The following is a 23,433-nucleotide window of genomic DNA, read 5'->3' as shown; positions in this document are numbered from 1 at the left end:
TCAGCCTCTACGGAAAGATGCGCAACTTGCTTGATCTTGATCAATGGTCTGAACGACAGGCCATGGATCGATGGCATCCGTTCTCAACGAAGGGAGGTCTGCATGAAGCGTAACATGCTCAACAAGGTGCTCGTGACGACCGCCGTGGTCGGCTTGGGGATTTTCGGCTCGCTGGACTGGTCGTCCGAAGGACCCTCGCTGTCCTTAGGCAAGGCGGAAGCACGGGTCGGCCGGCCAGCCACGCCTGCGTCTGTCGCGGGCGTAGCGCGCCGCACCACGAGGCGCACGGTCAGGCGCGGCGCGGCCGTTGGTGCTGCAGCCGCAGCGGGCACGGCGTGCGTGCGCGTGCTGGTCAATGGAGCCTATGTCTGCCGCTGACCCGTCGTTGCATTTCAGCCGCAAACGCCAACCTGCGGATGTCCGTCCGCGGGTTGGCTCAAGCTGACGTCGTGACGTCTTGGCACGACAACTCGCTCACGCGGTGAACCCGAACATGAATTCCTCAATTCCTCGCCTCTCGGAAGGATCAAGCAGCGACGCGCAACGTCCCGGCTGGATGAGTTTCGCGGGATATTCAGAATCGTGCGCACGAGCGCGCTGAACATTCCGCAATGGCTTGGAGCTCGGCAGCCAATGGCACGAGAACACGCCTCGACCATTCCGGTGGCTGCTCCGGCGGAATGGGCAACGATGTGGAGGCTTTTTTGCAGCGTTCTGTTCGCTTTTCGTCTCGCGCGGTAACGGCGCCGAAAACCGAAAAAGCATTTCCCATGGACACCGTCGCCAGCGCACTGCGGCGCATCATCGGCGACAAGCCGGCGACAGTGCAGCCCGACCTGAAGCTTGTCGGCTGAAACATTCATCGCCTGCCGGAGGCCGGTGTTCTGCAGGATGCGATCCGGCGTTGTGCCACCGCGGTGCGCGAGAGCCGATCAAACGACTGGTTTGTTCTGGCCCGCACCGGCTTGGAAGCGGCTGTCAGATCTGCCGATGATCTGAGGGAGCTGTTCGATAGCGCCACGCCGTGCCAGTTCAGAGCTGGTGATGTCCGCTTTGCCCCAGAACGCGAAAATCAGAGCCGCGCACCGGCATGTCCGTGAAGGGCTATGACCGCGCATTCGGGACGGTCAACGGGGCAAGAGCTATACGATGAGCCAATTTGACTGTCTTCCATTGATCTTGCCGGTTAATGCCTAAATCCGGCGGATGGAATTGGCGCAGCTAGAGATGGTTGATAGTTGCGCGGAAAGACTATTTCTGAACGTGGCTGAGATACTATTGGCGCCAGCGCCGGGGTCCTAGCCAGCTCCCGAGCCTCTCTAGCTAAGTCTCGCGTACGTTGCGCAATGTCCCTTTGAAATCGAGCGTGCTCGTCTAGGCGCGTGCTGGTCTCTAACTGGCGTAGGGCAGCATCATTCATGCCGTGTTCGCGCAGAGACCTTGCAGTTTCCATTGCGCGATGCGCTTCCCTCATGGCTTCTTCGCTGAACTTGCGGGCCTCGGCAGACACGCGGTCCGCTTCCCATGCCGTATTAAACCATTCTGTTCTGGTGGGCGGCCTATCTCGCTCGGGGGCAAAGGACGGGACTATTGGCTCAAGCGGCGATGGTTGCGCGCCGCCACCCCGCAATTTTGATCGGCTTTGAATAATTCGAGCAATTCCCGCTGCCTCATCTGCTTCCAAGACCCCCAACTGAGTCCAACTTCGGTCAGAATGCTGCTCAGCTTGCTGCAGTTGCTGTAGAACCCACTCTCCGCTTTGCTCAGCCCAAATCGCGAACTGCTGTGCTTGCTGCGCCGTAATCTGCTGTTGCAACAAGTCTTGCTGTTGCTGCAGCAGCAAGGGAGTCATTATGTCAGGCAGCGGAACGGGCATGATTTGCATTGGCGGCAGCATCAGAGGAAGCGCTGGCACGTCAAATGGCTGCGCTGACGCGGGAGACCCCGTCCCGTGGAGCAGGAGGCCGGTCACGATTCCAGATATGAGGTAGCGCACCGCTTTGGCATACCTGGTCATGCCACCTCCTAATGTTGGATGAGGCGCAGCCAATATCTGTGACATCTGCCGCTAGCGGGCTTGATCTGGATCAACCTGGATGGTGAGGGCGCGCCACACTCACCCCGACAGCCGGCGAGCATCTTAATGCAGTCGGGGTTGGTAGGCCTCATTTGCTGCCAATCCCCACGACCTGAGGTCTGCTTTAAGCTCGATTGCGGGCTTGGCTGTGGCATGACGTTCGCCGAAGCGAGCTAGCAGATCGATCATCTGCCGGGACAATTGCTGCTCTCAGACCGCAAATACGGCGGAATAAATGTGCCAAAGATGGCCGAGGAGGATGGACCAGAGGCCGAGCAACTGCTTGCCAAGCCTGCGAGAGGCCGAGGTGCTGCTACCGGCGGCGTGAGGAGGGCCCAGGCCATGACTGAGACCGAAGACAAGGTGCGCAAGATGCTGAACATCGAGCAGGTGCTACAGCTCGTGCCGGTCAGCCGCAGCACCCTGCTCAGGATGGTCTCCAAAGGACAGTTCCCGCTGAGCCACAACATCAGCCCGAACCGCTGCGCTTGGTACGAGCACGAGGTCCTGGCTTGGCAAGCCAATCTGACGGTCAACGATCGCGTGAGCCGGGCCTCAAGGCGCCGGGCGTGACACTAAGGACAGAGTAAGGACAGAGCCAATTTTGCCTCTAAAATGTTCTTCAGCAAAAACGCCTCAGAAATGAAAAAAGCCCTGCATTTGCAGGGCTTTATGTTTGGTCGGAGCGGCGGGATTCGAACCCACGACCCCTAGTCCCCCAGACTAGTGCGCTAACCGGGCTGCGCCACGCTCCGATGCCCCTCCTCTAACCGTGATCCGGCCGCGGCGCAAGGCATGGACTCGCACGTTCCACGGCCGGCGAGCAAAGCTCGCTGGGAATAGCGTTCCTGGCGAACCTGGCCCTCGGTGCGAACAATAAGGCAAGGCCGGAGCGGCGAACCCAAACCCGCCGCACCGGCCTCACTCCGCCTCATCGCCGTCACGAACCGAACCGAACCGGCGGCCAAGGAGCCGCCGCCCCCGCCCCGGTTTCAGAAGCGATAATTCACCCCGACCGTGACGGTGTGGATCTGATCCCTCAGATTCATGCCGGAGACGGTCACGTCCCTGGCGACGTCAACCAGCGTCATGGTGTGCCGGCCGAAGTCGTAATAGTTGTATTCTAGGTTCACCGACCAATGCGGCGCGAATAGCCACTCCGCGCCGGCGCCGACGGTCCAACCGGTGCGCGTGCTGGTCGCCGTCGGGGCGACAGCGGGACCTCCGGGGATCGTGAACGCATCGACGACCTTTTCCCGGGTCCAGGCCGCGCCGCCCCGCCCATAGATCAGCCAGCCCGGCGCAAAGCTGTAACCGAGCCGAGCCGTGGCCGAGGCCAGGAAGTCATTGCTGAGGCTGAACTGCGCCGGCACCGTCACGCCGGTCGCGAAATTCGTGACCGAGGCAGCCTGTGTGCTCTTCAGGCTGGACCAGGCGGCCCGCCCCTCGGCGCCAATGACCCAATTGGGCGCAAACTGGTAATCGCAGCCGACCTGGCCGCCGCCCACGAAGCCGGTCGAGCTGAAGCTATTGGCCTGACCAAATACGTTGGTGGTGCGGTCCTGGCTCACGGCGGCTCCGAGGTGTCCGCCGACATAGCAGCCGGTCCAGGAGAAGGCCTCGACCGGCGGGGGCAACCGTGGCGCCTTTACTGCCAGGTCGGCAGCGAAGGCGGATGACGTTGCAGAGATCGCCGCCAGCACGGCGACAGAGAGGAAGCTACGCATAACCAAAACTCATCCCTCACAGAAACATTGTGCAAACCAAGTAGCACTTGGTCGCCACGATTTCTGTATCGGGCCCGCAACATGCGCGTTGAGGTTGTTGTTCCCACGGTAGCGGCTTGGCGGCCGAAAGATGATCGGTCACGCTCTCAGTGTGGCATAGCGTGGCAATTGCGGCACAGCTCGGCGACGGCCGGTCCGATTCCGGCTAGCCGTCCTTCATCGCGCGGTCGAGCAGTTGGCGGCAATCGACCAGCTCTTTCAAGACGCCCTCGAGCCGCTCGCGGTCCTCGGCCTTGATGCCGGCACGGGCCGGCGGTCCGACCCGGAAGGTGTCGAGAATATCGTCGTCGGTCTCGACGAAGCGGAAATCGATGCCCTCGTCCTCGGAGGCTTCCTGCTCCTCGTCCTCAGCGGTTTCGACCTCCAGCTCCTCCTCGGGATGGTCGGTCTCCATCAGCGCCTGGCCGAGCGTCTCCTCGATCGCCCCGAACGAGACCGCCGCGGATGCGTCCGCCAGTCCCTGTACGGATTTGACGCCGTGCTCCTTCAGGATCCGCTGCACGCCGCGGATGGTGTAGCCCTCGCCGTAGAGCAGCCGGCGGATGCCCTTGAGCAGATCGACATCGTCGGGCCGGTAATAGCGGCGGCCGCCGCTCCGCTTCATCGGCTTGATCTGAGCGAACCGGGTCTCCCAAAACCGCAGCACGTGCTGCGGAATGTCGAGTTCCTGGGCGACCTCGCTGATCGTTCGAAAAGCATCCGGCGCCTTGTCCAAATGCCCGTTCCCCTTCGATCGTGCTGACAAGAAATTACGCTGGTTCGAACTATGACTCAGATTCGGCTGATTCGGACCGGTTCCATGGCCCGAGATCGCAACTTTGCCGCGTGGGCGCCGACGGCTATTCCGTCTCGGCGCCGACCTGGTCCGGCTGCGCCTCGCCGTTCATCTTGCCGGCCCCATGGCCGTTGATGCGCTGCTTGAGGATCGCCGACGGCTTGAACACCATCACCCGGCGCGGCGAGATCGGCACCTCGGTTCCGGTCTTGGGATTGCGCCCGATGCGCTGCCCCTTTTTGCGTACCATGAAGGAGCCGAACGACGACAGTTTCACCGTCTCGCCCCGCTCCAGACAATCGGTGATCTCTTTCAGCACCAGTTCGACGAACGCCGAGGACTCCGTCCGCGACAACCCGACCTTCTGATAAACTGCCTCGCAGAGATCAACGCGTGTGACCGTCTTTCCTGTGCCCACCATCGCCCGCCCCACCTCTCGGCGAATAATTTTGCCACGAAATTAAGAGGTTAAGGGGCAATGGTCAACAGCAGCGTGACCCCGGCCGATGCGAAAAAGCAGGATTCCGGCCGGCGTTAAGGGAGCGTTCAGCCTACCAGCGCAGCAGCGCCGAGCCCCAGGTGAAGCCACCGCCCATCGCTTCCAGCAGCACCAGATCGCCGCGTTTGATCCGGCCGTCCTTCACCGCAACGTCGAGCGCCAGCGGAATCGAAGCGGCCGAGGTATTGCCGTGCCGGTCCACCGTCAGCACCACTTTCTCCGGGGCGATATGCAGCTTGTGCGCAGAGGCATCGATGATTCGCTTGTTGGCCTGATGTGGCACGAACCATGTGACGTCCTCGGCGGTGACGCCGGTCGCATTGAAGGCATCGACGATGACGTCGGTGATCATGCCGACCGCGTGCTTGAACACCTCCCGCCCCTCCATCCGGAGATGGCCGACAGTCTGCGTCGAAGACGGACCGCCGTCGACATAGAGCTTCGATTTGTGGCGGCCATCGGAGCGCAGATGCGTGGTCAGCACGCCACGGTCGGCGGAGGTGCCCGGCTGGTCCTGCGCCTCCAGCACCAAGGCGCCGGCGCCATCGCCGAATAGCACGCAGGTACCGCGATCGTTCCAGTCGAGAATGCGCGAGAAGGTCTCGGCGCCGATCACCAGCGCGCGCTTGTAAGCGCCGGTGCGCAGGAAGTTGTCGGCGGTGGCGAGCGCAAACACGAAACCGGAGCAGACCGCCTGCAGGTCGAACGCCGCACCATGCGTGATGCCGAGCCCGTTCTGAACCGCGACCGCGGTCGCCGGAAAGGTATTATCCGGCGTCGAAGTCGCAAGCACGATCAGCTCGATCGACTGCGGGTCGATATCGGCGGAGCGAAGCGCGGCGCGCGCCGCATTGATCGCGAGATGCGAGGTGAACTCGCCGTCGGCGGCGATATGGCGCTGATGAATCCCGGTACGCTGAACGATCCACTCGTCGGAGGTATCGATGCGGCTTGCCAGTTCGGCATTGGTCACGATGCGCTGCGGCAGGTATGAACCACAGCCGAGCACCACCGAACGTTTGATCACGAGACAGGCTCCTGGTCGGTCGGTACGGAGGCCAACGCACCGCCGTCGCGATTGAGTGTTTGATTGATCTTGGTCAGGAGATCGTAGCGGGCCATCTCATAGCCAACATTGACCGCAGAGGCAAAGCCCTCGGCATCGGTTCCGCCATGGCTCTTGACCACGATGCCGTTGAGGCCAAGCAGCACGCTGCCGTTGGACTTGCCCGGATCCAATCGATTGCGCAGCGCGCGGAATGCGCTGCGCGCGAGCAGATAGCCGATCCGCGCCCGCCACGTGCGCTCGATCTCGCTGCGCAGATATTGCGTGATCTGGCGCGCGGTTCCTTCCGCGGCCTTGAGCGCGATGTTACCGCTGAAACCTTCGGTCACGACCACATCGGCGGCGCCCTTGCCGATGCCGTCCCCCTCGACGAAGCCGATATAATCGAGCTGCGGCAGATTCATCGCGCGGAGCAACTCCGCCGCCTCGCGGATCTCCTCGTGTCCCTTCATCTCCTCGACGCCGATATTGAGGAGACCGACGCTCGGGCGCGGATTGTTGAACAGCACGCTCGCCATTGCCGCGCCCATCGCCGCGAGTCCCACAAGGTGGCGGGCGTCGCCGCCGATGGTGGCGCCGAGATCGAGCACCACGGATTGGCCGCGCATGGTCGGCCAGATCGCCGCCAGCGCCGGCCGATCGATGCCGGTCAGCGTGCGCAGGCAGAACCGCGCCATCGCCACCAGCGCGCCGGTGTTGCCGGCGGAGACCGCAACATCGGCCTCGCCCTTTTTCACGGCCTCGATCGCAAGCCACATCGACGATGTCTTGCGGCCACGTCGCAGCGCCTGGCTCGGCTTGGCATCATTGCTGACGGCGACGTCGGTGTGGATCACGCGCGAGGCCGCCTTCAGGGCGGGGTGCCGGTCGAGCTCAGGGACGATCTTGGCGCTGTCGCCGAACAGCAGGAACTGCGTGTCGGGACGGCGGGCCAGCGACATCGCCGCACCGGGAATCACGACAGCCGCGCCGACGTCCCCGCCCATGGCGTCCAGCGCGATTCGAACCTTTTGCGGCATGACGTCCCGGAAACCTGATCTCTTAAGCGAGCCTCGTGAAGGAACACCCCGGCACGTGGAGAGGCCCGCACCCATCCGGGTGCGACAAGGTCACCCGGCCCGGCCGGACAATAGCGTCTCCGGATGCCGAAACAACCTCTTGACCTCACGCGATTTTCTGCCCGCCGGTAGCCACGGGCACAAGCTCACAGCCGATTCCCTCAACTGTTCCAATGCATTATGGCCGCTTTACGAGGATTGGTGCCAAAGCCTCCGCGCAACTGTCTTGTGCGCAAAACAATGTCACTTGTCGTTCGCCTTGCCCGTGGGCTTGTTGGGGCGGGCTTTGCCTTCGCTCGCCCCGCCGACCGGGTTGAGCGCTTTCAGCGCCGCGAAAGGATGATCTTCGGGATTTGCGGCGGTGACAGCCTGCTCGAACACGGCGCCCGGCTTGCGCGGATAGGGATCGATGCCGAGAAGCAGGGCGTCGGTCGCCAGGCGTGCGAGGTCGATCTGGCCGTTCAGAATCGGCTCCGGCGGGTCGGGCACTTCGGCATCGCTCTCGCCATTGTCGTCCACGAGGTCGGCCAACTGCGGAATCTGCTCCGGTGGCGCGAACATCTGGTCGATGGGCTCATCGATCTCGCTCTCGATCGGATCCAGCGTCACCACGCAGATCTGCCCGACGCGCGCGCGGACCCTGCCCTCGACATGGACCTTGCCATCGCGCTTCAAGAAGACGTCGAAGGAGGCGTGAGCCGAGATCACCTCGGGCAGGTCGGCGATTTCGGCCATGGCGGCACGGGCGGCCGGATCGGCCTCGATCTCGCGATGCAGTCCGGCTTCCGGAATCTGGGCCACGATCACCGGGGGCGCGCGCCATGGCTCCCGCGGAGCGGGTTTCGGGGCGTCTCTGTCTGCTCTGCTCATCCAGCTCAATCCTGCTCCAGCGGCGCGGGGAAGGTCCAAGCGGCCCGCAACAGCGCCGTGTCGTCAAGCGCCGCGAGGCTTGCCGCCACCTTGCTCGCATAGACCGCAAGGCGCTGCGCGCTTTCGGGGTGCTTCCCATTCAAGATATTCTTCTGCAAGGCGTCCGCCAGACGCGGCTCGCCATCCTGCCAAGCGAGGTCGTAAGCCGCGGTGCGGCCATAGAACGCCTCGCCAAAGGTGCGCATGCGCCGGGGCACGGCGAGGTCCCCCACTCCCATTTCGCGCAGATTCGCGTCCATATCGTCGCAGAAATGGTCGAACAGAGCCTGCGACAGCTCCGTTCCGCCGCTGGCCGTGCGCAGCCGCAGCAAGACCAGCCAGAGGTGGAGGATCAAGAGATCGAACCGGCCATCCACCGTATCAGGCACACCCAAGTGTTTATAAAACAAGGGTTCTCGGGCCTGCGCCACGATCATGCCATAGATCGGCTCAATGGTCGCCCGCGGGGACAGCCGAGATTTCCTGACATGGTTGAACGGCCAAAACATCGACGGTTCCGCTCCTTGCCCCCTGCTTGCGGAGGCATGTTGCAATCGGCGGGCTTGCCCGGTACGTCAACCCCCGGCCCGACGCAAGGGGACGGGATCCGTTCTTGAAAAGATGACCCAGACAATGCGAATGACTGCCCGCACGTTCTCTCGCGGCCTGAGTGCCCGTTTGCGTATCGCAGGCGCCGTGGCGCTCACCTGCCTCGTGCTCGGTGCCTGCACCGGCGAACAGTTCCAGAAGGGCTACATCCTGCCACCGGGCGCGCTCGAGCAGATCCCGATCGGGGCGAGCCAGGACCAGGTGCTGATCGTGATGGGGACGCCGTCGACCGTCGCGACCCTCGACGGCGAGGTCTTCTATTACATCTCGCAGCGCGCCGAGCGTCCGGTCGCCTTCATGAATCAGAAGGTCGTCGACCAGCGGGTGATCGCAGTCTATTTCGACAAGAACCGTCAGGTGCGACGGCTCGCCAATTACGGCCTGAAGGACGGCAAGATCTTCGACTTCATCAGCCGCACCACGCCGACCTCGGGCCAGGAGCTCAGCTACCTGACGCCGCTGTTCAAGCTGCTCAGCTTCAACTGACGGCGAAGCCGGAGTCTCGAGATTATCGATCGAGATGCCGGTTCGCGCGCACCGGCAGGACAGCGAAGACATCAAAAACCCCGCGGCTCACACCGCGGGGTTTGTCATTCAGGAGGCGCCCGCCGACCTCAGTGTGCCAGGATCGCGAGCAGCAGCAGCGCGACGATGTTGGTGATCTTGATCATCGGGTTCACCGCGGGCCCGGCCGTGTCCTTGTAGGGGTCGCCAACGGTGTCGCCCGTCACCGCCGCCTTGTGGGCGTCGGAGCCCTTTCCGCCGTAATGGCCGTCCTCGATATACTTCTTGGCGTTGTCCCAGGCGCCGCCGCCCGAGGTCATCGAGATCGCCACGAACAGTCCGGTGACGATGACGCCGAGCAGCATCGCGCCCACGGCCGAGAACGCCGCCGACTTGCCGGCCGGGCCGCCGCCCGCGATCGCATAGATCGCGAAATAGACGAAGATCGGCGACAGCACCGGCAGCAGCGACGGGATGATCATCTCCTTGATCGCCGCCTTGGTCAGCAGATCCACGGCCCTGCCGTAGTCCGGCTTGTCGGTGCCCTGCATGATGCCGGGCTTCTCCCGGAACTGGCGGCGCACTTCTTCGACGATGGCGCCGGCGGCACGGCCGACCGCGGTCATGCCCATCGCGCCGAACAGATATGGCAAGAGGCCGCCGAACAGGAGGCCCACCACCACGTAAGGATTGTTCAGCGAGAAGTCCGGATTGACGCCCTTGAAGTAGAGGTGGTTCGCGGAGTCGGCGATGAAGAACTTGAGGTCCTGATTATAGGCCGCGAACAATACGAGAGCGCCGAGACCGGCGGAGCCGATCGCATAGCCCTTGGTGACCGCCTTGGTGGTGTTGCCGACCGCGTCAAGCGCGTCGGTGGACTTGCGCACCTCCTTCGGCAGGCCCGCCATCTCGGCGATGCCGCCGGCGTTGTCCGTCACCGGGCCGAACGCGTCGAGCGCGACGATCATGCCGGCCAGCGACAACATGGTCGTGGTGGCGATCGCGATGCCGAACAGGCCGGCGAGGCTGTAGGTGATGAGGATGCCGGCGATGATGACGAGCGCAGGCAGCGCGGTCGCCTCCATCGAGATCGCGAGCCCCTGGATCACGTTGGTGCCGTGGCCGGTGACCGAGGCGGCTGCGATCGACTTCACCGGACGATATTCCGTGCCGGTGTAGTATTCGGTGATCCAGATGATCAGCCCGGTGACAACAAGGCCGACGATGCCGCATTCGAACAGTGCCATGCCGGTGAACTCGACGCCCTCGAGCTTGCCGAAGCCGACCAGCCAATAGATCACGAACGCCACGCCGACCAGTGACAGGACGCCGGTCGCGATCAGGCCCTTGTACAGCGCCCCCATGATCGACTGGCTGGGGCCGAGCTTGACGAAGAAGGTACCGATGATCGAGGTGATGATGCAGATGCCGCCGATCGCCAGCGGCAGCGTCATCATGTCGGCGAGAAGCAGCGTCTTGGCAAAGAAGATCGCCGCCAGCACCATCGTCGCGACCGCGGTCACCGCATAGGTCTCGAACAAGTCGGCCGCCATGCCGGCGCAGTCGCCGACATTGTCGCCGACATTGTCAGCGATGGTGGCGGGATTGCGCGGATCGTCCTCGGGAATGCCGGCCTCGACCTTGCCGACGAGGTCGCCACCAACGTCGGCGCCCTTGGTGAAGATGCCACCACCGAGACGGGCGAAGATCGAGATCAGCGAGGCGCCGAAGCCCAGCGCGACCAGCGCATCGACCACGGTGCGGCTGTCGGGCGCGAACTTCATGAACTGGGTCAGGACCATGAAATAGATCGTCACGCCGAGCAGCGCGAGACCGGCGACCAGAAGCCCGGTTATGGCGCCGGACTTGAACGCAAGCTCCAGCCCGCCGGCGAGCGAGGTCGTCGCAGCCTGCGCGGTACGGACATTGGCGCGGACCGAAACATTCATGCCGATGAAGCCGGCCGCACCGGACAGGATCGCGCCGATGGCAAAGCCGATCGCCACCAGCGTGCCGAGGAAATAGGCCAGGAGCAGGAAGATGACGACGCCGACGATCGCGATCGTCGTGTACTGACGGCGCAGATAGGCCTGTGCGCCCTCGCGCACCGCGGCCGCAATTTCCTGCATGCGTGCGTTCCCGGCGTCCGCCTTCAGGACCGACGACGTGGCCCAGATCGCGTAGACGACCGCAAGCGCCCCGCAGAGCACGATCACCCATAATGCTGACATGTAGTTTCCTCGGCTTTCTGCTTCCAGCTTATACCCACGTATCGCCGCGGTTGTGCGACGCACGCGCCCCATATTCGGCCCCCCACTTGCGGGGAGGTCCTAAACGGCCTCGACCTTGCCAAAATCGCCATCATGGCGCAACGCCGCGAAAGCCGAACCGCTGTAAAATCGGTCAGCCTTTCGTCGGACGATGCGGGCGCGAATGGGTGTCAGAAGTGACTGAAGGACAAGTGCTTCAAGCTGATCTCGGCGCCCCGTCCATCCAGAAAGCGGGGACGAGCCATTCCCGCAACGACGGTACCGATCTCGGTGACCGCGACACCGACGCGTCCGGCCGCCGCCAGAAATCCGTCGCGCTGCGCTGCAGGAACCGTACAGAGAATCTCATAATCGTCGCCGCCGGAAATCAACGTCTCGATCCGCGCTGCACCAAGGGTGAGCAACGAGTTGGCGGCGGACGAGGTCGGAAGACGTGACAGTTGGATGTCGGCGCTGACACTGGAGGCGGCGCAGAGCTTGGCGAGGTCGCCGGCCAGGCCGTCCGAGACATCCATGGACGCCGTCGCAAAATCCCGGACCGTCGCGGCCAAGGCGTTGCGCGGTTGCGGCACCCGATAGCGTCCGACCAGCATCTCGCGCGCGGCAGGATCGCTCGCAAGCGCCTTGGCCGCGGCGCCGCCCTTGAGCACGTCGAGGCCGAGCACGGCATCCCCGATCGTCCCGGTGACAAAGACGCCATCTGCCGGCATGGCCCCGAAGCGGTGCACCATGCGGCCCGAAGGCACCCTGCCCCAGGCCGCAATCGAGATCATCACCGGTCCCGGCGTCGAGACGGTGTCGCCGCCGAGCAGCGGACAGCCGAAGCTTGCGGCATCCTCGCCGAGCCCACGGGCGAAGGCGCTGAGCCAGGCATCATCGGCTTTGCGCAGCGCCAGCGTCAGGACGAAGCCGGCCGGCGTCGCGCCCTTGGCTGCGAGATCGGAGAGATTGACCCGCAGCGCCTTCTTGGCGATCGCATCAGGCGGATCGTCGGGCAGATAGTGGACCCCCTCGACGATAGCGTCGGTCTTGACCACAATATCATCGCCATCGGCCTTGATGATCGCGGCGTCATCGACGAGGCCGAAGGCACCGGGATCGGTCGCCAGCGGCTTGAAATAGCGCGCGATCAGGGAATCTTCGCCGGAGGGAGGGTCATGGGTCATCAGTTCCCTCGCCGCGCCACATTGTCAGCGCTCGGCTTGACCGGGCGATCAAGCACGCCGCGGCCCGTCCGTATCCCTCGAATGTCTCTGGAATACTGGTTCACCCGCCTTCGCGGGTGATGACAGCCGAATAAACCGGTTGGTTCCGAACCGTTCCGCAACGATTGTGCTCCGGCCCAATGCATCCAACTACTTCTGCTCGAACTCGTCACCGCGATATTGCCGCGCGAGCTGATCGAGCACCGCATTCACCATGCCGGTCTCGTCACGCTCCACGAAAGCATGCGCGACATCGACATATTCGGACACGACGACGCGCGCCGGAATATCCTTGCGATGTTCGAGCTCATAGGCGCCGGCGCGCAGCACCGCACGCAGGATCGCCTCGATCCGCTTCAGCGGCCAGCCGCGCGACAAAGCCTCGTCGAGCACCGGATCGATCTTCTTCTGATCGCGCACCACGCCGGAGACGATATCGCGGAAGAAGGCGGCTTCGGCCGGCAGATATTGCTCGCCCTCGACCTCATTGCCGATCCAGTGGCTCTCATATTCGGCGAAGATGTCGTTGATGCCGGTGCCGCCGATGTCCATCTGGTAGAGCGCCTGCACGGCGGCGAGCCGCGCCGCCCCGCGGCGATTGGCCTTGCGATCGGGGCCCTTGTGCTTGGTCTCGGTCTTGTTCCTGGGCTCGGCCATGGATCAACCTCTGGCAAGGCGGCGCTTGATGCGCAGCATCGCGAGCGCGGCACGTGCCGCGTCGCCGCCCTTGTTGAGCTCGGCAGCGCGCGCCCGTGCCCAGGCCTGCGCCTCGGTGTTGACGGTGAGGATGCCGTTGCCGAGCGGCAGCCGCCTGTTGACCGCGAGGTCCATCAGCGCGCGTGAGGATTCGTTGGACACGATCTCGAAATGGATGGTGTCGCCGCGGATCACGCAGCCGAGCGCGATCGCCGCGTCATAGGGCTTGCCGTGGCTCTCCGCCGCGTCCAGCGCGATGGCGATCGCGGCCGGGATCTCCAGCGCACCGGGGACCGTGAGCACGTCATACGTGACGCCGGCCCCCTTCAGCTCGGCCACCGCCCCTTCGAGCAGCGCGTCCTGGATGTCGTCATAGAACCGCGCCTCCACGATCAGCGCCCGGGCGCCGGAAATGTCGGTCTGGTCCTTCAATGGGGCGCGCCGCGCGTCTGCCATCAGTATGTTTCCATCGTCATGGTGCCTCACCCGGAGGAGCGGCCAATTGGCCGCGTCTCGAAGGGGCGGATGAATTTCGGCCTCATGGTTCGAGACGGCGCTTTCGGAGCACACCGTCCGCCGACAACCTCGCGACCGGTCGGCCTGCTCGGGTGCATGCGCCTCCTCGCCATGAGGGTTGGCCTTGTAAGCGTGGCCGCCGACAATGCCAAGGAAAAGCTATCTCATCTCCGCCAGGCGCGCCGCGTAGCGCGCCATGAGGTCGACCTCGATATTGACCTCGGTGCCTGCCTGCCAGGACGACAACGTGGTCACCTCGAGCGTATGCGGAATGATCAGCACCGAGAACGTCACATCGTCCACCGTGTTGATCGTCAGCGACACGCCATCGAGCGTCACCGAGCCTTTCGGCGCGATGAAACGGGCAAGCTCGCGCGAGGTCTTTAGCACGAAGCGCGCCATGTCCGGCAGATCCTCGCGGCTCACGATGGTCGCGATCCCGTCGACATGGCCGGCGACGATATGGCCGCCCAACTCGTCGCCGATCTTCAACGCCCGCTCCAGGTTCAACCTGGTGCCGACCTTCCAATGTTTCGCCGTGGTCAGCGCCAGGGTCTCGGCGGCGGTATCGACCTCGAACCAGGTCTTTCCATCGGCAATGCCGGATTGCACAACTGTCAGGCAGACGCCGTTATTGGCGATCGAAGCGCCATCGGCGATCCCAGCCCGGTCGTAATGGCAGGCAACGCGCAACCGATGCAGCTGGCCCTGCGCCGTCGGCGTCAGGCTCAGGATCTCACCCACATCGGTGACAATGCCGGTAAACATTTAGGTGCGCTCATAAATCGTGAGGGTGTCGGTATCGAGCGTCTCGCTAGCACGAACCCGGTAGGCCGGCGACTGCGTGATTGCGGCGAGCGGCAATGCACTCAGCGCAGCGATCCCATCCGCCCCGATCGGCTCAGGTCCGCGCAGCAGCCAGATTTCATCGACCAGGCCGCTGGCCATGAAAGAGGATGCCACCTGGCTGCCACCCTCGACCATCAGGCGGGTGACGCCGCGTTCGGAGAGCGCGCGCAGGACGGCCGCGAGGTCAAGCCCGGGCGACGGGCAAGGCGGCATCCGGATCACCTGCGCGCCCGCCGCGCCGAGCCGAGTGGCCGCCGCAGCCTCCGCCGTTTCGGCGCAGGCCAGCCAGAGCGGCGTCGCGCGCGCCGACCGCATCAGCCGGCTGTCTGCCGGAATGCGCAGCGCCGTGTCGAGCACCACCCGCACGGGCGATCGGCTCGCCATGCCCGGCAAGCGGCAGGTCAGAAGCGGATCGTCGGCGAGCACCGTGCCGATGCCGACCAGGATCGCATCGCATTGGGCGCGGAGCAGGTGAACGCGTGTCCTGGCGGATTCGCCGGTAATCGCCACCGGCTTGTGGCCGGCCGCCGCGATCTTGTCATCCGCGGAGACCGCCAGCTTGAGGATGACATGCGGGCGCCCATCGCGGACGCGGCGGAAGTGACCGGCGTGGTCACGCGCCGCGTCAGCCGAACACAGGCCGACCTCGACCTGGATGCCGGCAGCGCGCAATTTCGCATGGCCCTGCCCTGCAACCTCCGGATTGGGATCTTCGATCGCCGACACCACGCGCGCGACGCCGGCGGCAATCACCGCATCCACACAGGGCGGCGACTTTCCGAAGTGCGAGCACGGTTCGAGCGTCACATAAAGCGTGGCGCCTTTTGCCGCTGCGCCGGCGCGCCTGAGCGCCTCGGGCTCCGCATGCGGACGCCCGCCGGGCTGGGTCCAGCCGCGCCCGACGATGATGCCATCCTTGACCACCACGGCCCCGACCGCCGGATTGGGCCAGGTGCGGCCCAGCCCACGCTGCCCGAGCGACAGCGCCAGTTGCATGAAGCGGCGGTCGGCTTCCTTCTGCGCGCGAAGCTTCTCGCCGACCTGGTCGATCAGCACGCGAAAGATCATTTGCGGACCGGCGCGAGCCGCGGCGCGTCGTCCTCGGAAGACAGCTCGCCGAGAACCGCCTCGAAATCCTTGGCTTCGCGGAAATTGCGATAGACCGAGGCGAAGCGGACATAGGCGACGTCGTCGAGCTGACGCAGGTGCTCCATCACGATCTCGCCGATCGCCTCCGACGACACCTCCGCCTCGCCGCCGCTCTCGAGCTCGCGCACGATCGCCGAAACCATCTTCTCCACGCGCTCCGGATCGACGGCGCGCTTGCGCAAGGAGATTTGCACCGAGCGCATCAGCTTGTCGCGGTCGAACGGCACGCGGCGACCGTTGCGCTTGATCACGGTGAGTTCGCGCAGCTGCACCCGCTCGAAGGTGGTGAAGCGAAAGTTGCAGGAGAGGCAGACCCGCCGCCGCCGGATCACCGAGGAGTCCTCGGTGGGCCGGGAGTCCTTCACCTGCGTATCGAGGCTGTTGCAGCTGGGGCAGCGCATCTAGTGCTCCGATTCCGAAGTTCGCATCGTCTCGCGGCCACCTTCTTTTGCGAACTTCGGCATCAAAGCAGCACTAGCGACTTTCGATTTTCGTGCGGCTTTGAATCCGAAGTTCCGACAAGCGGGTGCGGCAAAGATGAGGAAAGTTCAAATCCGCCGCACCAGTTGAGCCTTACTGATAGATCGGGAAACGATCGGTCAGCGCCTTCACCTTCTGCTTCACGGCGGCCTCGACCAGCGGCGCGCTGCCGTCCGGCGCCTGCGCGATCGCGTTCAGCACCTCTGCGATCAGGCCGGCAACCTCCTGGAATTCGGCGACGCCGAAACCACGGGTGGTCGCCGCCGGCGTCCCGAGACGGAGGCCAGAGGTGACGAAGGGCTTCTCCGGATCGAACGGGATGCCGTTCTTGTTGCAGGTGATTCCGGCCCGGACCAGCGCCTTCTCCGACACGTTGCCCTTCAAGCCCTTCGGCCGCAGGTCGACCAGCATCAGATGGTTGTCGGTGCCGCCGGAGACGATGTCGAAACCGTGGGCGCGCAGGGACTCCGCGAGCGCCTTGGCGTTCTCGACGATGTTCTTGGCGTAGGCCTTGAACTCGGGACGCAGCGCCTCGGCAAAGGCCACCGCCTTGGCCGCGATCACGTGCATCAGCGGGCCACCCTGCAGGCCCGGGAAGATCGCGGAGTTGAGCTTCTTGGTCAGGGACTCGTCGTTCCACAGGATCAGGCCGCCGCGCGGGCCACGCAACGATTTGTGCGTCGTCGTGGTTACGACATGGGCGTGCGGCACCGGCGAGGCATGGACGCCGCCGGCGACGAGGCCGGCGAAGTGCGCCATGTCGACCAAGAAGTAGGCGCCGACGCTGTCGGCGATCTCGCGGAAGCGCTTGAAGTCCCAGGGGCGCGAATAGGCGCTGCCGCCGGCGATGATCAGCTTCGGCTTCACCTCTTCGGCCTGCTTGGCGACCGCGTCCATGTCGATCAGTTGGTCCTCGCGCCGCACCGTGTAATGCGAGGCCTTGAACCATTTGCCGGACATGTTCACCGGCGAGCCATGGGTCAGGTGACCGCCCGCCGCGAGGTCGAGGCCCATGAAGGTGTCGCCAGGCTGCAAGAGCGCCAGGAACACCGCCTGGTTCATCTGGCTGCCGGAGTTCGGCTGCACGTTGGCGAAGTTGGCGCCGAACAGCTTCTTGGCGCGGTCGATCGCGAGGTTCTCGGCGACGTCGACCCATTCGCAGCCGCCATAATAGCGCGCGCCCGGATAGCCTTCCGCATATTTGTTGGTCATCACCGAGCCCTGCGCTTCCAGCACGGCCCGGCTGACGATGTTCTCGGATGCGATCAGCTCGATCTCATGCCGCTGGCGACCGAGTTCGCCCTTGATGGCTGCCGCGATCTCCGGATCGGCCTCGGCGAGCGTGGCGGTGAAGAAGGAATCGGGGGCGGATGAGGGCTTGGCGCTGGTGGCTGTCATCGGCGAAATATCTCCGCGGCCGCAAGCCTTTAGCGGATTGCGGTCGGTTTCTCGAGGCGGTCGGAAAGAACTCTTCGCCATTACCACACCGGCCGGGTCAGGCCAAGCGGTTGCGGTCAGGCCTCCGATTTATGCCAAGATATGGTGGACGGGCACGCGCTGAAAGCCCTCGGCCCTGGGAGGCTCCGGCCGCGCCAACCGCCGTCAGGCCCCGCCGCACATGTGCTGGTCGTCGGGCATCTTCCAGGCCTGATTGGTCCGGAGATTCGTGGTCTCGTAGACACGACCCCGGTCATCGCCGGGCGGACAATCCTTCGGAATGGAGATGAGGCAGAACCGAACCTTGTCGCCCACTTTCGAGCCAGCAAGCGCAGCATCCCACTCATACGACACCTGCGTGTCCTTGTTGGTGTAGCGAACATAGCTGCCGGGATCGATCACACCCTTCTTGATCGGTTTCCGCGAGAGCTTCTCCCCGGAGCGGTCCGCGATCTCGGCGATCGTTCTCTCCGCACATTCGCCGACCTTGGTCGGATTTGCGACCAGGACCGGCTCCGCGGCGGCCGTGGCGTTGCCAACGGCATCGGCAGTTGGCGACGCGTTCTGGGAACAGGTCGAGATCAACAAGAGCGGAATGTAGAATGCGCGCGACAACCCCAGCATCGGTGCCCCCAACACGAAAACCTGTATGAAGCGGTCGCTTCATACAGGTTGTGTCTGTGCCGATGCAATCGTTTTGCGTGGGGGTAGGCTCAAAGCCCCGTATAGCCCGCCTTCACCGGATCGACGCGGCCATCGAGCTGGCGCAGATAGGTCAGGCCACACACGGTGAGCCGGTGTGGGTCGCGCTCGCCGGCTTCGAACAACGTCTTCACGTAGTCGGCCACCTTGCGCCGCGCCTCTTCGCTCGCCGCAGAGGTACGGTTCGCGAGCAGGTCGTAGGTGTGCATGATGCGATCGATCGCAGCTTCCATGGGGTCCCCTTCAGTCAGGCGGCGTCGCAGCCTCGAACATTGCGATCGCCATGTTGGCGAGCTTCAGCTTGTTGAACTCGCCGCGTTGAAACAGGAGAACGATGATGTCGACCAGGTGGTCGTTGGGCTGGAACGTGTCGGGCATGCCGCCTGAGCGGCGCAAGTAGTTCGCAGCGATGGCATAAGCATCGCTTACGACCTCCGCACTCATCGCCTGCATGCCACGTTCAACCAGCATCGTTCGTCCTCCGGCGCGGTGGGACAACCCCGCTGACGCCGATCTGGTTCCAATGCGCAACGGGAGTTTTCCGCGAACGCAAAAGACGAACGCGCCGGCTCGCATCACGAGCCGGCGCGCCGGGACATGTCAGGTTGTACAGCAAGGCGCTTTGCGGGCGCGCCCCCGCCCGACCTTGTTTGACTGCGATCAGAGCCGATAGAGGATCTGATCGGTCCAGAAGCGCTCGAGCCGGTGCAGCGACTTATTGAGCGTTGCGAACTCCTCGTTGGAGATGCCACCCACCTGCTCCACCGTCTTGACGTGCTTCTGATACAGCGCCTCGACGATCTTGCGGATCTCCTGGCCCTGCGGCGTCAGGCGGATGCGCACCGAGCGGCGGTCGACGCGCGAGCGCTGATGATCGAGGAAGCCGAGTTCGACCAGCTTCTTCAAGTTATACGAAACGTTGGAGCCGAGATAATAACCGCGGGTGCGCAGCTCACCGGCGGTCAGCTCCTTGTCGCCGATGTTGTAGAGCAGCAGAGCCTGAACCGAGTTGATATCAGAGCGACCGCGGCGATCGAACTCGTCCTTGATGACATCGAGCAGGCGGCGGTGCAGCCGCTCCACCAAGGTCAAGGCTTCCAGGTACGCCGACTGCACGGTGCCCTGGGGCGCGCGCTCAGTCTCCACGGCCGTAGCAACGGCTTTCATCATGACACTTCCCCTGTCGTCGTTTTTGTCGACTTATTCGACGAAACTTTTGTCCCGTCTGATAAAACGAGCTTAAGGGGGCCGATTTGAATATCGGCTTAAACAAGAGCATAAATACAGAATGAATTTAAGAGAGTGAATTCTCTTTTAAGCCAGCGATTAAAGCACTTTACGCAAGACTCCATTGACGGTGAGCGTGTGATGTTCGCGCTTTGTCCCAAGCCCTGTCACATTCCAAAACAGGTGCATCGCCCCGCGCTAAGGAGCGCGTAACAGCTGTGGCGACGGACTTTAAGCTGTTCGAAACGTTACCCGCAACCCAGAGACGAGATCGAGACGCAAAGCTCATTGCGCACAACCTCACGATGCCGAGACCGTTAACGCCGCTATGGCGGACGTTCCCGTGCCGCCATCCAGGCCAACACGAGATAGGCCGCCAGCATGACGGCTTCGCCCCCGACCACGATCAGGCTGCCGCCATAGATGGCGGGGAACATCAACTCGATCACCGCCATCGAGACCACGGTGGTCAGCCAGACCACCGCCCCCCAGGGCGTGGCGAGCCACAGCCCGACCGCTGCGACCAGCTCGATCACGGCGAAATAGACGGTTGCCGCCTGCCAGGCCATGGGCTGGTTCTCGAAAGCCTCGTCCTCGCCCCCGATGAAGCCTGTCACCTGGGCCCAGTGATAAAGCCCCTTGGCGATCGACAGCATCGCCATCACCCGCAGGAACAGAACGAGGCGCCGCGTCCAGACGTTATCGTCGCTGTCCGGACGCTCCGACGACAGCGCTGCAACCGACATGGCGCCATCGCGCGGCAGATCCCGCGGGGTGGGAATTTCAGGCATCGAGACCTCGTCTGATCGGGCAAATGGCCTTCATGTGGCCCCTTTCGGTCATGCGTGGCGCGCGATTATCGGTGAGCTGCTGCGTCAAAATGAGCGGGCAGCTTGCGCGAGGTCAAGTGACGCCGCGCGGTCAAGGTGCTACAGAAATTTGGAATTACAACAAGTCAAATCAGCCGGCCGGCAACCTCCTCCAGGAGAGAGACTCTTATGGCGATCAAATTCGGGCGTCCGATCGAAGTGCGCGACGTTGCGCGCAATGTCACCACCACCGTGGCTCCTTCCCTCGATCTGACCATCCGTCCCCGCCGCAACCGCAAAGCCGAATGGGCCCGTCGCCTGGTGCGGGAAAACGTCCTGACCACTGACGATCTGATCTGGCCGCTGTTCGTGGTCGAGGGCCAGAAGACCCGCAGCGTGGTCGCGTCGATGCCCGGCGTCGATCGGCTGAGCGTCGACGAAATCGTCCGCGACGCCGAGCGCGCGGTCAAGCTGAACATCCCCTGCCTGGCCCTGTTCCCCTATACCGATCCCTCGCTGCGCGACGAGAACGGGTCCGAGGCCTGCAACCCGGACAATCTGGTCTGCCAGGCCGTGCGTGCCATCAAAGCGGAGTTCCCCGACATCGGCGTGCTCTGCGACGTCGCGCTCGATCCCTTCACGAGCCACGGGCATGACGGGCTGATCAAGGATGGCCGGATCCTCAACGACGAGACGGTGGCGGTCCTGGTCAGGCAGGCGCTGGTGCAGGCCGAAGCCGGCTGCGACATCATCGCGCCGTCGGACATGATGGACGGCCGGGTCGGCGCCATCAGGCAGGCGCTCGATCAAGCCGGCTTTCAGGACGTGCAGATCATGGCCTACGCCGCGAAATATGCCTCTGCATTCTATGGTCCGTTCCGCGATGCGATCGGTTCGGCCAAAGCGTTGACCGGCGACAAGCGCACCTATCAGATGGACAGCGCCAATTCCGACGAGGCCCTGCGCGAGGTCGAGCTGGATATCGCCGAAGGGGCCGACATGGTGATGGTGAAGCCCGGCCTGCCCTACCTCGATGTCGTCCGCCGCGTGAAGGACACGTTCGCGATGCCGACCTTCGCCTATCAGGTCTCCGGCGAATACGCGATGATCGCGGCGGCCGCGAATAATGGTTGGATCGACGGCGATCGCGCGATGATGGAGAGCCTGTTGGCGTTCAAGCGCGCCGGCGCCGACGGCGTGCTGACTTATTTCGCTCCACAGGCGGCGGAAAGGCTGCGGCAGCAGAATTCGTAGTTCTGCAACTCCCGAGGCTGCCGGAGACCGTGAACCCGTCCGGCGCTCCTGGCGCAGCCCCGGAATTGCCTGAATATTTGCGACGGCATCTCGCCGCACGCCCTTGCAAGGCCGGAGGCGGTTCCCATGTCCTGCTTGCCAATCGGGAGGACAATCCATGACCTATACGGGCTCGGGTGGTAGCCGCTGGGGCGGTGGCGGACCGGATATTCGGCCTCACGCGTTTGATCCCGCTCTGCAGCCGGAGCTGTTTCGCGGCGTGCTGTTGCGACGCATGGTCGCGTTCCTGATCGACCTGGTCGTGCTCGCGATTCCAGTGGTCCTGGCCGTGATCTTCATCGCGGTGTTCGGCCTCATCACCCTTGGGCTCGGCTGGGCGCTGTTCTGGCTGATCTCACCGGCATCGGTGATCTGGGCGCTCGTCTATTACGGCAGCACCATCGGTGGTCCGCATTCCGCCACCATTGGCATGCGCCTCATGGATCTCGAACTCCGCACCTGGTACGGAGCACCGGGCTATTTCGTGCTCGGCGCCGTGCATGCAGTCTGTTTCTGGATCTCGATTTCGGTGCTGTCACCGTTGGTGCTTCTGCTTGGGCTCTTCAACAGCCGCCGGCGGCTGCTGCACGACTTCCTTCTGGGAACCGTGATCGTCAACACCTCGGTGCGCTCGCAACGGGTTGAGCCGGTCCGCACCTATTGACTCATCAAACCGATTGACCGGCAGCGTCCGGAGCGCAATTCTATCGATCATCGCTTTGGAGGCTGATGAGCATCCTTGACCCAGCATTCGCGTGATACCCCGCAATTCTACCTGACGGCGCCCTCGCCTTGCCCCTATCTACCGGGGCGGCAGGAACGGAAGGTCTTCACGCATTTGGTCGGCGACAAGGCGACCGATCTCAACGACCTCCTCACCCATGGCGGCTTTCGGCGCAGCCAGTCGATCGCGTATCGTCCGGCCTGCGACCAGTGCCGGGCCTGCGTCTCGGTGCGGGTGATCGCGAATGAGTTCCGAGCCTCGCGCAACTTCCGCAAGGTACTCGCCCGCAATGCCGACCTCGTCGGCGAGCAGCGCAGCGCCGTCCCCACCTCGGAGCAATATTCGATCTTCCGCAGCTATCTCGACCAGCGGCACCGGCACGGCGGCATGGCCGACATGACGGTGCTGGATTACGCCATGATGGTCGAAGACAGCCATGTCGAGACCCGGATCATCGAATATCGCCGGCGCAATCCAAGCAACGGTCCGAACGGACGGGGCGGCGAGCTCGTCGCGGCGGCGCTCACCGATGTGCTCAGTGACGGCCTGTCCATGGTCTATTCGTTCTTCGATCCGTCGGAGATCTCGCGCTCGCTCGGCACCTTCATGATCCTCGACCATATCGCCCGTGCGCGACGGCAGGGCCTGCCTTACGTCTATCTCGGTTATTGGATCGAGAGCTCCCAGAAGATGGACTACAAGAGTCGCTATCTGCCGCAGCAGCGGCTGGCCGCAGCCGGCTGGCTGCGCGTGGATGCCGAAGGGCACACGGCGCCGGAGCCGCAGGATTGA

General features: G+C 63.9%; 28 protein-coding genes and 1 tRNA gene. 7 read left to right on the top strand and 22 right to left on the bottom strand.

The window, feature by feature from the left end; genetic code table 11:
* The first annotated feature begins 102 nt into the window (after positions 1–102).
* Together QXZ85_RS31525 and QXZ85_RS31520 are read left to right on the top strand one after the other, a co-directional pair.
* Positions 103–378, top strand: a complete 276-nt coding sequence (locus tag QXZ85_RS31525) for a hypothetical protein (protein WP_315703389.1) — start codon at positions 103–105, stop codon at positions 376–378.
* A 302-nt stretch (positions 379–680) separates the two neighbouring features.
* The gene (locus tag QXZ85_RS31520; protein WP_315703388.1) at positions 681–854 is read left to right on the top strand and encodes a hypothetical protein; all 174 of its coding nucleotides are present in this window, start codon (positions 681–683) and stop codon (positions 852–854) included.
* Between the two features lie 332 nt (positions 855–1,186).
* Here the strand turns inward: QXZ85_RS31520 and QXZ85_RS31515 are convergent, their stop codons facing one another.
* Positions 1,187–2,017, bottom strand: a complete 831-nt coding sequence (locus QXZ85_RS31515; RefSeq protein WP_315730190.1) for a hypothetical protein — start codon at positions 2,015–2,017, stop codon at positions 1,187–1,189.
* A gap of 402 nt (positions 2,018–2,419) precedes the next feature.
* Here QXZ85_RS31515 and QXZ85_RS31510 point away from each other — a divergent pair, with 402 nt between their 5' ends.
* A complete protein-coding gene (locus tag QXZ85_RS31510) occupies positions 2,420–2,650 on the top strand; it encodes a helix-turn-helix transcriptional regulator (protein ID WP_315703387.1) in 231 nt (76 codons plus the stop codon).
* 104 nt (positions 2,651–2,754) lie between these two features.
* Here QXZ85_RS31510 and QXZ85_RS31505 read toward each other — a convergent pair.
* The 8 genes from QXZ85_RS31505 to QXZ85_RS31470 all read right to left on the bottom strand — a co-directional run bounded on the left by QXZ85_RS31505 (position 2,755) and on the right by QXZ85_RS31470 (position 8,680).
* A tRNA-Pro gene (locus QXZ85_RS31505) sits at positions 2,755–2,832 on the bottom strand.
* A gap of 237 nt (positions 2,833–3,069) precedes the next feature.
* Positions 3,070–3,804: a porin family protein gene (locus QXZ85_RS31500; RefSeq protein ID WP_315703386.1), complete on the bottom strand. Its 735-nt coding sequence runs from the start codon at positions 3,802–3,804 to the stop codon at positions 3,070–3,072.
* Between the two features lie 205 nt (positions 3,805–4,009).
* A complete protein-coding gene (locus tag QXZ85_RS31495) occupies positions 4,010–4,579 on the bottom strand; it encodes a MerR family transcriptional regulator (RefSeq protein WP_315703385.1) in 570 nt (189 codons plus the stop codon).
* Positions 4,580–4,703: 124 nt separating this feature from the next.
* Entirely contained in the window at positions 4,704–5,060 is a 357-nt protein-coding gene (locus QXZ85_RS31490; protein ID WP_315703384.1) for an integration host factor subunit alpha, read from the bottom strand.
* A gap of 130 nt (positions 5,061–5,190) precedes the next feature.
* Complete coding sequence (locus QXZ85_RS31485) at positions 5,191–6,165, bottom strand: beta-ketoacyl-ACP synthase III (RefSeq protein WP_315703383.1); 975 nt, start codon at positions 6,163–6,165, stop codon at positions 5,191–5,193.
* On the bottom strand, positions 6,162–7,223 hold the full coding sequence (plsX, locus tag QXZ85_RS31480; RefSeq protein ID WP_315703382.1) for a phosphate acyltransferase PlsX: 1,062 nt from the start codon (positions 7,221–7,223) through the stop codon (positions 6,162–6,164). The genes QXZ85_RS31485 and plsX overlap by 4 nt, the downstream gene beginning before the upstream one ends.
* Before the next feature lie 282 nt (positions 7,224–7,505).
* Positions 7,506–8,132 carry a DUF177 domain-containing protein gene (locus QXZ85_RS31475; protein ID WP_315703381.1) on the bottom strand — a complete coding sequence of 209 codons (627 nt, stop codon included), beginning with the start codon at positions 8,130–8,132 and terminating at the stop codon, positions 7,506–7,508.
* A gap of 5 nt (positions 8,133–8,137) precedes the next feature.
* Positions 8,138–8,680, bottom strand: a complete 543-nt coding sequence (locus QXZ85_RS31470; RefSeq protein ID WP_315703380.1) for a ubiquinol-cytochrome C chaperone family protein — start codon at positions 8,678–8,680, stop codon at positions 8,138–8,140.
* A 124-nt stretch (positions 8,681–8,804) separates the two neighbouring features.
* Between QXZ85_RS31470 and QXZ85_RS31465 the strand changes: the two genes are divergently transcribed.
* The gene (locus QXZ85_RS31465; protein WP_315745437.1) at positions 8,805–9,266 is read left to right on the top strand and encodes an outer membrane protein assembly factor BamE; all 462 of its coding nucleotides are present in this window, start codon (positions 8,805–8,807) and stop codon (positions 9,264–9,266) included.
* 128 nt (positions 9,267–9,394) lie between these two features.
* Here QXZ85_RS31465 and QXZ85_RS31460 read toward each other — a convergent pair whose 3' ends face one another.
* The 13 genes from QXZ85_RS31460 to QXZ85_RS31400 all read right to left on the bottom strand — a co-directional run bounded on the left by QXZ85_RS31460 (position 9,395) and on the right by QXZ85_RS31400 (position 20,606).
* Positions 9,395–11,515, bottom strand: a complete 2,121-nt coding sequence (locus tag QXZ85_RS31460; protein WP_315703378.1) for a sodium-translocating pyrophosphatase — start codon at positions 11,513–11,515, stop codon at positions 9,395–9,397.
* A gap of 209 nt (positions 11,516–11,724) precedes the next feature.
* Positions 11,725–12,720 (bottom strand): thiamine-phosphate kinase, encoded by a 996-nt coding sequence (gene thiL / locus QXZ85_RS31455; RefSeq protein ID WP_316175487.1) that lies wholly within the window; start codon positions 12,718–12,720, stop codon positions 11,725–11,727.
* A 189-nt stretch (positions 12,721–12,909) separates the two neighbouring features.
* Entirely contained in the window at positions 12,910–13,416 is a 507-nt protein-coding gene (gene nusB / locus QXZ85_RS31450) for a transcription antitermination factor NusB (RefSeq protein ID WP_315703376.1), read from the bottom strand.
* Positions 13,417–13,419: 3 nt separating this feature from the next.
* Complete coding sequence (ribH, locus tag QXZ85_RS31445) at positions 13,420–13,911, bottom strand: 6,7-dimethyl-8-ribityllumazine synthase (RefSeq protein ID WP_315762982.1); 492 nt, start codon at positions 13,909–13,911, stop codon at positions 13,420–13,422.
* 219 nt (positions 13,912–14,130) lie between these two features.
* Positions 14,131–14,739, bottom strand: coding sequence for a riboflavin synthase (locus QXZ85_RS31440; protein ID WP_315703374.1), 609 nt, complete (start codon positions 14,737–14,739; stop codon positions 14,131–14,133).
* The gene (gene ribD / locus QXZ85_RS31435) at positions 14,740–15,888 is read right to left on the bottom strand and encodes a bifunctional diaminohydroxyphosphoribosylaminopyrimidine deaminase/5-amino-6-(5-phosphoribosylamino)uracil reductase RibD (RefSeq protein ID WP_315762984.1); all 1,149 of its coding nucleotides are present in this window, start codon (positions 15,886–15,888) and stop codon (positions 14,740–14,742) included.
* Positions 15,885–16,370, bottom strand: coding sequence for a transcriptional regulator NrdR (nrdR, locus tag QXZ85_RS31430; RefSeq protein WP_315703372.1), 486 nt, complete (start codon positions 16,368–16,370; stop codon positions 15,885–15,887). The genes ribD and nrdR overlap by 4 nt, the downstream gene beginning before the upstream one ends.
* Positions 16,371–16,542: 172 nt before the next feature.
* Positions 16,543–17,847, bottom strand: a complete 1,305-nt coding sequence (glyA, locus tag QXZ85_RS31425) for a serine hydroxymethyltransferase (protein ID WP_315703371.1) — start codon at positions 17,845–17,847, stop codon at positions 16,543–16,545.
* Positions 17,848–18,051: 204 nt separating this feature from the next.
* Complete coding sequence (locus QXZ85_RS31420; RefSeq protein ID WP_315745433.1) at positions 18,052–18,510, bottom strand: hypothetical protein; 459 nt, start codon at positions 18,508–18,510, stop codon at positions 18,052–18,054.
* A gap of 89 nt (positions 18,511–18,599) precedes the next feature.
* On the bottom strand, positions 18,600–18,821 hold the full coding sequence (locus QXZ85_RS31415; RefSeq protein ID WP_315703369.1) for a hypothetical protein: 222 nt from the start codon (positions 18,819–18,821) through the stop codon (positions 18,600–18,602).
* Between the two features lie 10 nt (positions 18,822–18,831).
* Positions 18,832–19,059: a hypothetical protein gene (locus tag QXZ85_RS31410; RefSeq protein ID WP_315703368.1), complete on the bottom strand. Its 228-nt coding sequence runs from the start codon at positions 19,057–19,059 to the stop codon at positions 18,832–18,834.
* A 189-nt stretch (positions 19,060–19,248) separates the two neighbouring features.
* Positions 19,249–19,758, bottom strand: coding sequence for a transcriptional regulator LdtR (gene ldtR / locus QXZ85_RS31405; RefSeq protein ID WP_315703367.1), 510 nt, complete (start codon positions 19,756–19,758; stop codon positions 19,249–19,251).
* A 383-nt stretch (positions 19,759–20,141) separates the two neighbouring features.
* Complete coding sequence (locus tag QXZ85_RS31400) at positions 20,142–20,606, bottom strand: DUF6163 family protein (protein ID WP_315703366.1); 465 nt, start codon at positions 20,604–20,606, stop codon at positions 20,142–20,144.
* Between the two features lie 207 nt (positions 20,607–20,813).
* Here QXZ85_RS31400 and hemB point away from each other — a divergent pair, with 207 nt between their 5' ends.
* The 3 genes from hemB to QXZ85_RS31385 all read left to right on the top strand — a co-directional run bounded on the left by hemB (position 20,814) and on the right by QXZ85_RS31385 (position 23,433).
* Positions 20,814–21,878, top strand: a complete 1,065-nt coding sequence (gene hemB / locus QXZ85_RS31395; protein WP_315703365.1) for a porphobilinogen synthase — start codon at positions 20,814–20,816, stop codon at positions 21,876–21,878.
* Between the two features lie 157 nt (positions 21,879–22,035).
* Positions 22,036–22,581 (top strand): RDD family protein, encoded by a 546-nt coding sequence (locus QXZ85_RS31390; protein ID WP_315703364.1) that lies wholly within the window; start codon positions 22,036–22,038, stop codon positions 22,579–22,581.
* A 75-nt stretch (positions 22,582–22,656) separates the two neighbouring features.
* On the top strand, positions 22,657–23,433 hold the full coding sequence (locus QXZ85_RS31385; protein WP_315703363.1) for an arginyltransferase: 777 nt from the start codon (positions 22,657–22,659) through the stop codon (positions 23,431–23,433).

It is taken from the genome of Bradyrhizobium sp. SZCCHNGR1005 (assembly GCF_032489995.1).
In the GTDB taxonomy this organism is placed as follows: Bacteria; Pseudomonadota; Alphaproteobacteria; order Rhizobiales; family Xanthobacteraceae; genus Bradyrhizobium.
This window is presented reverse-complemented; position numbering and strand designations above follow the sequence as displayed.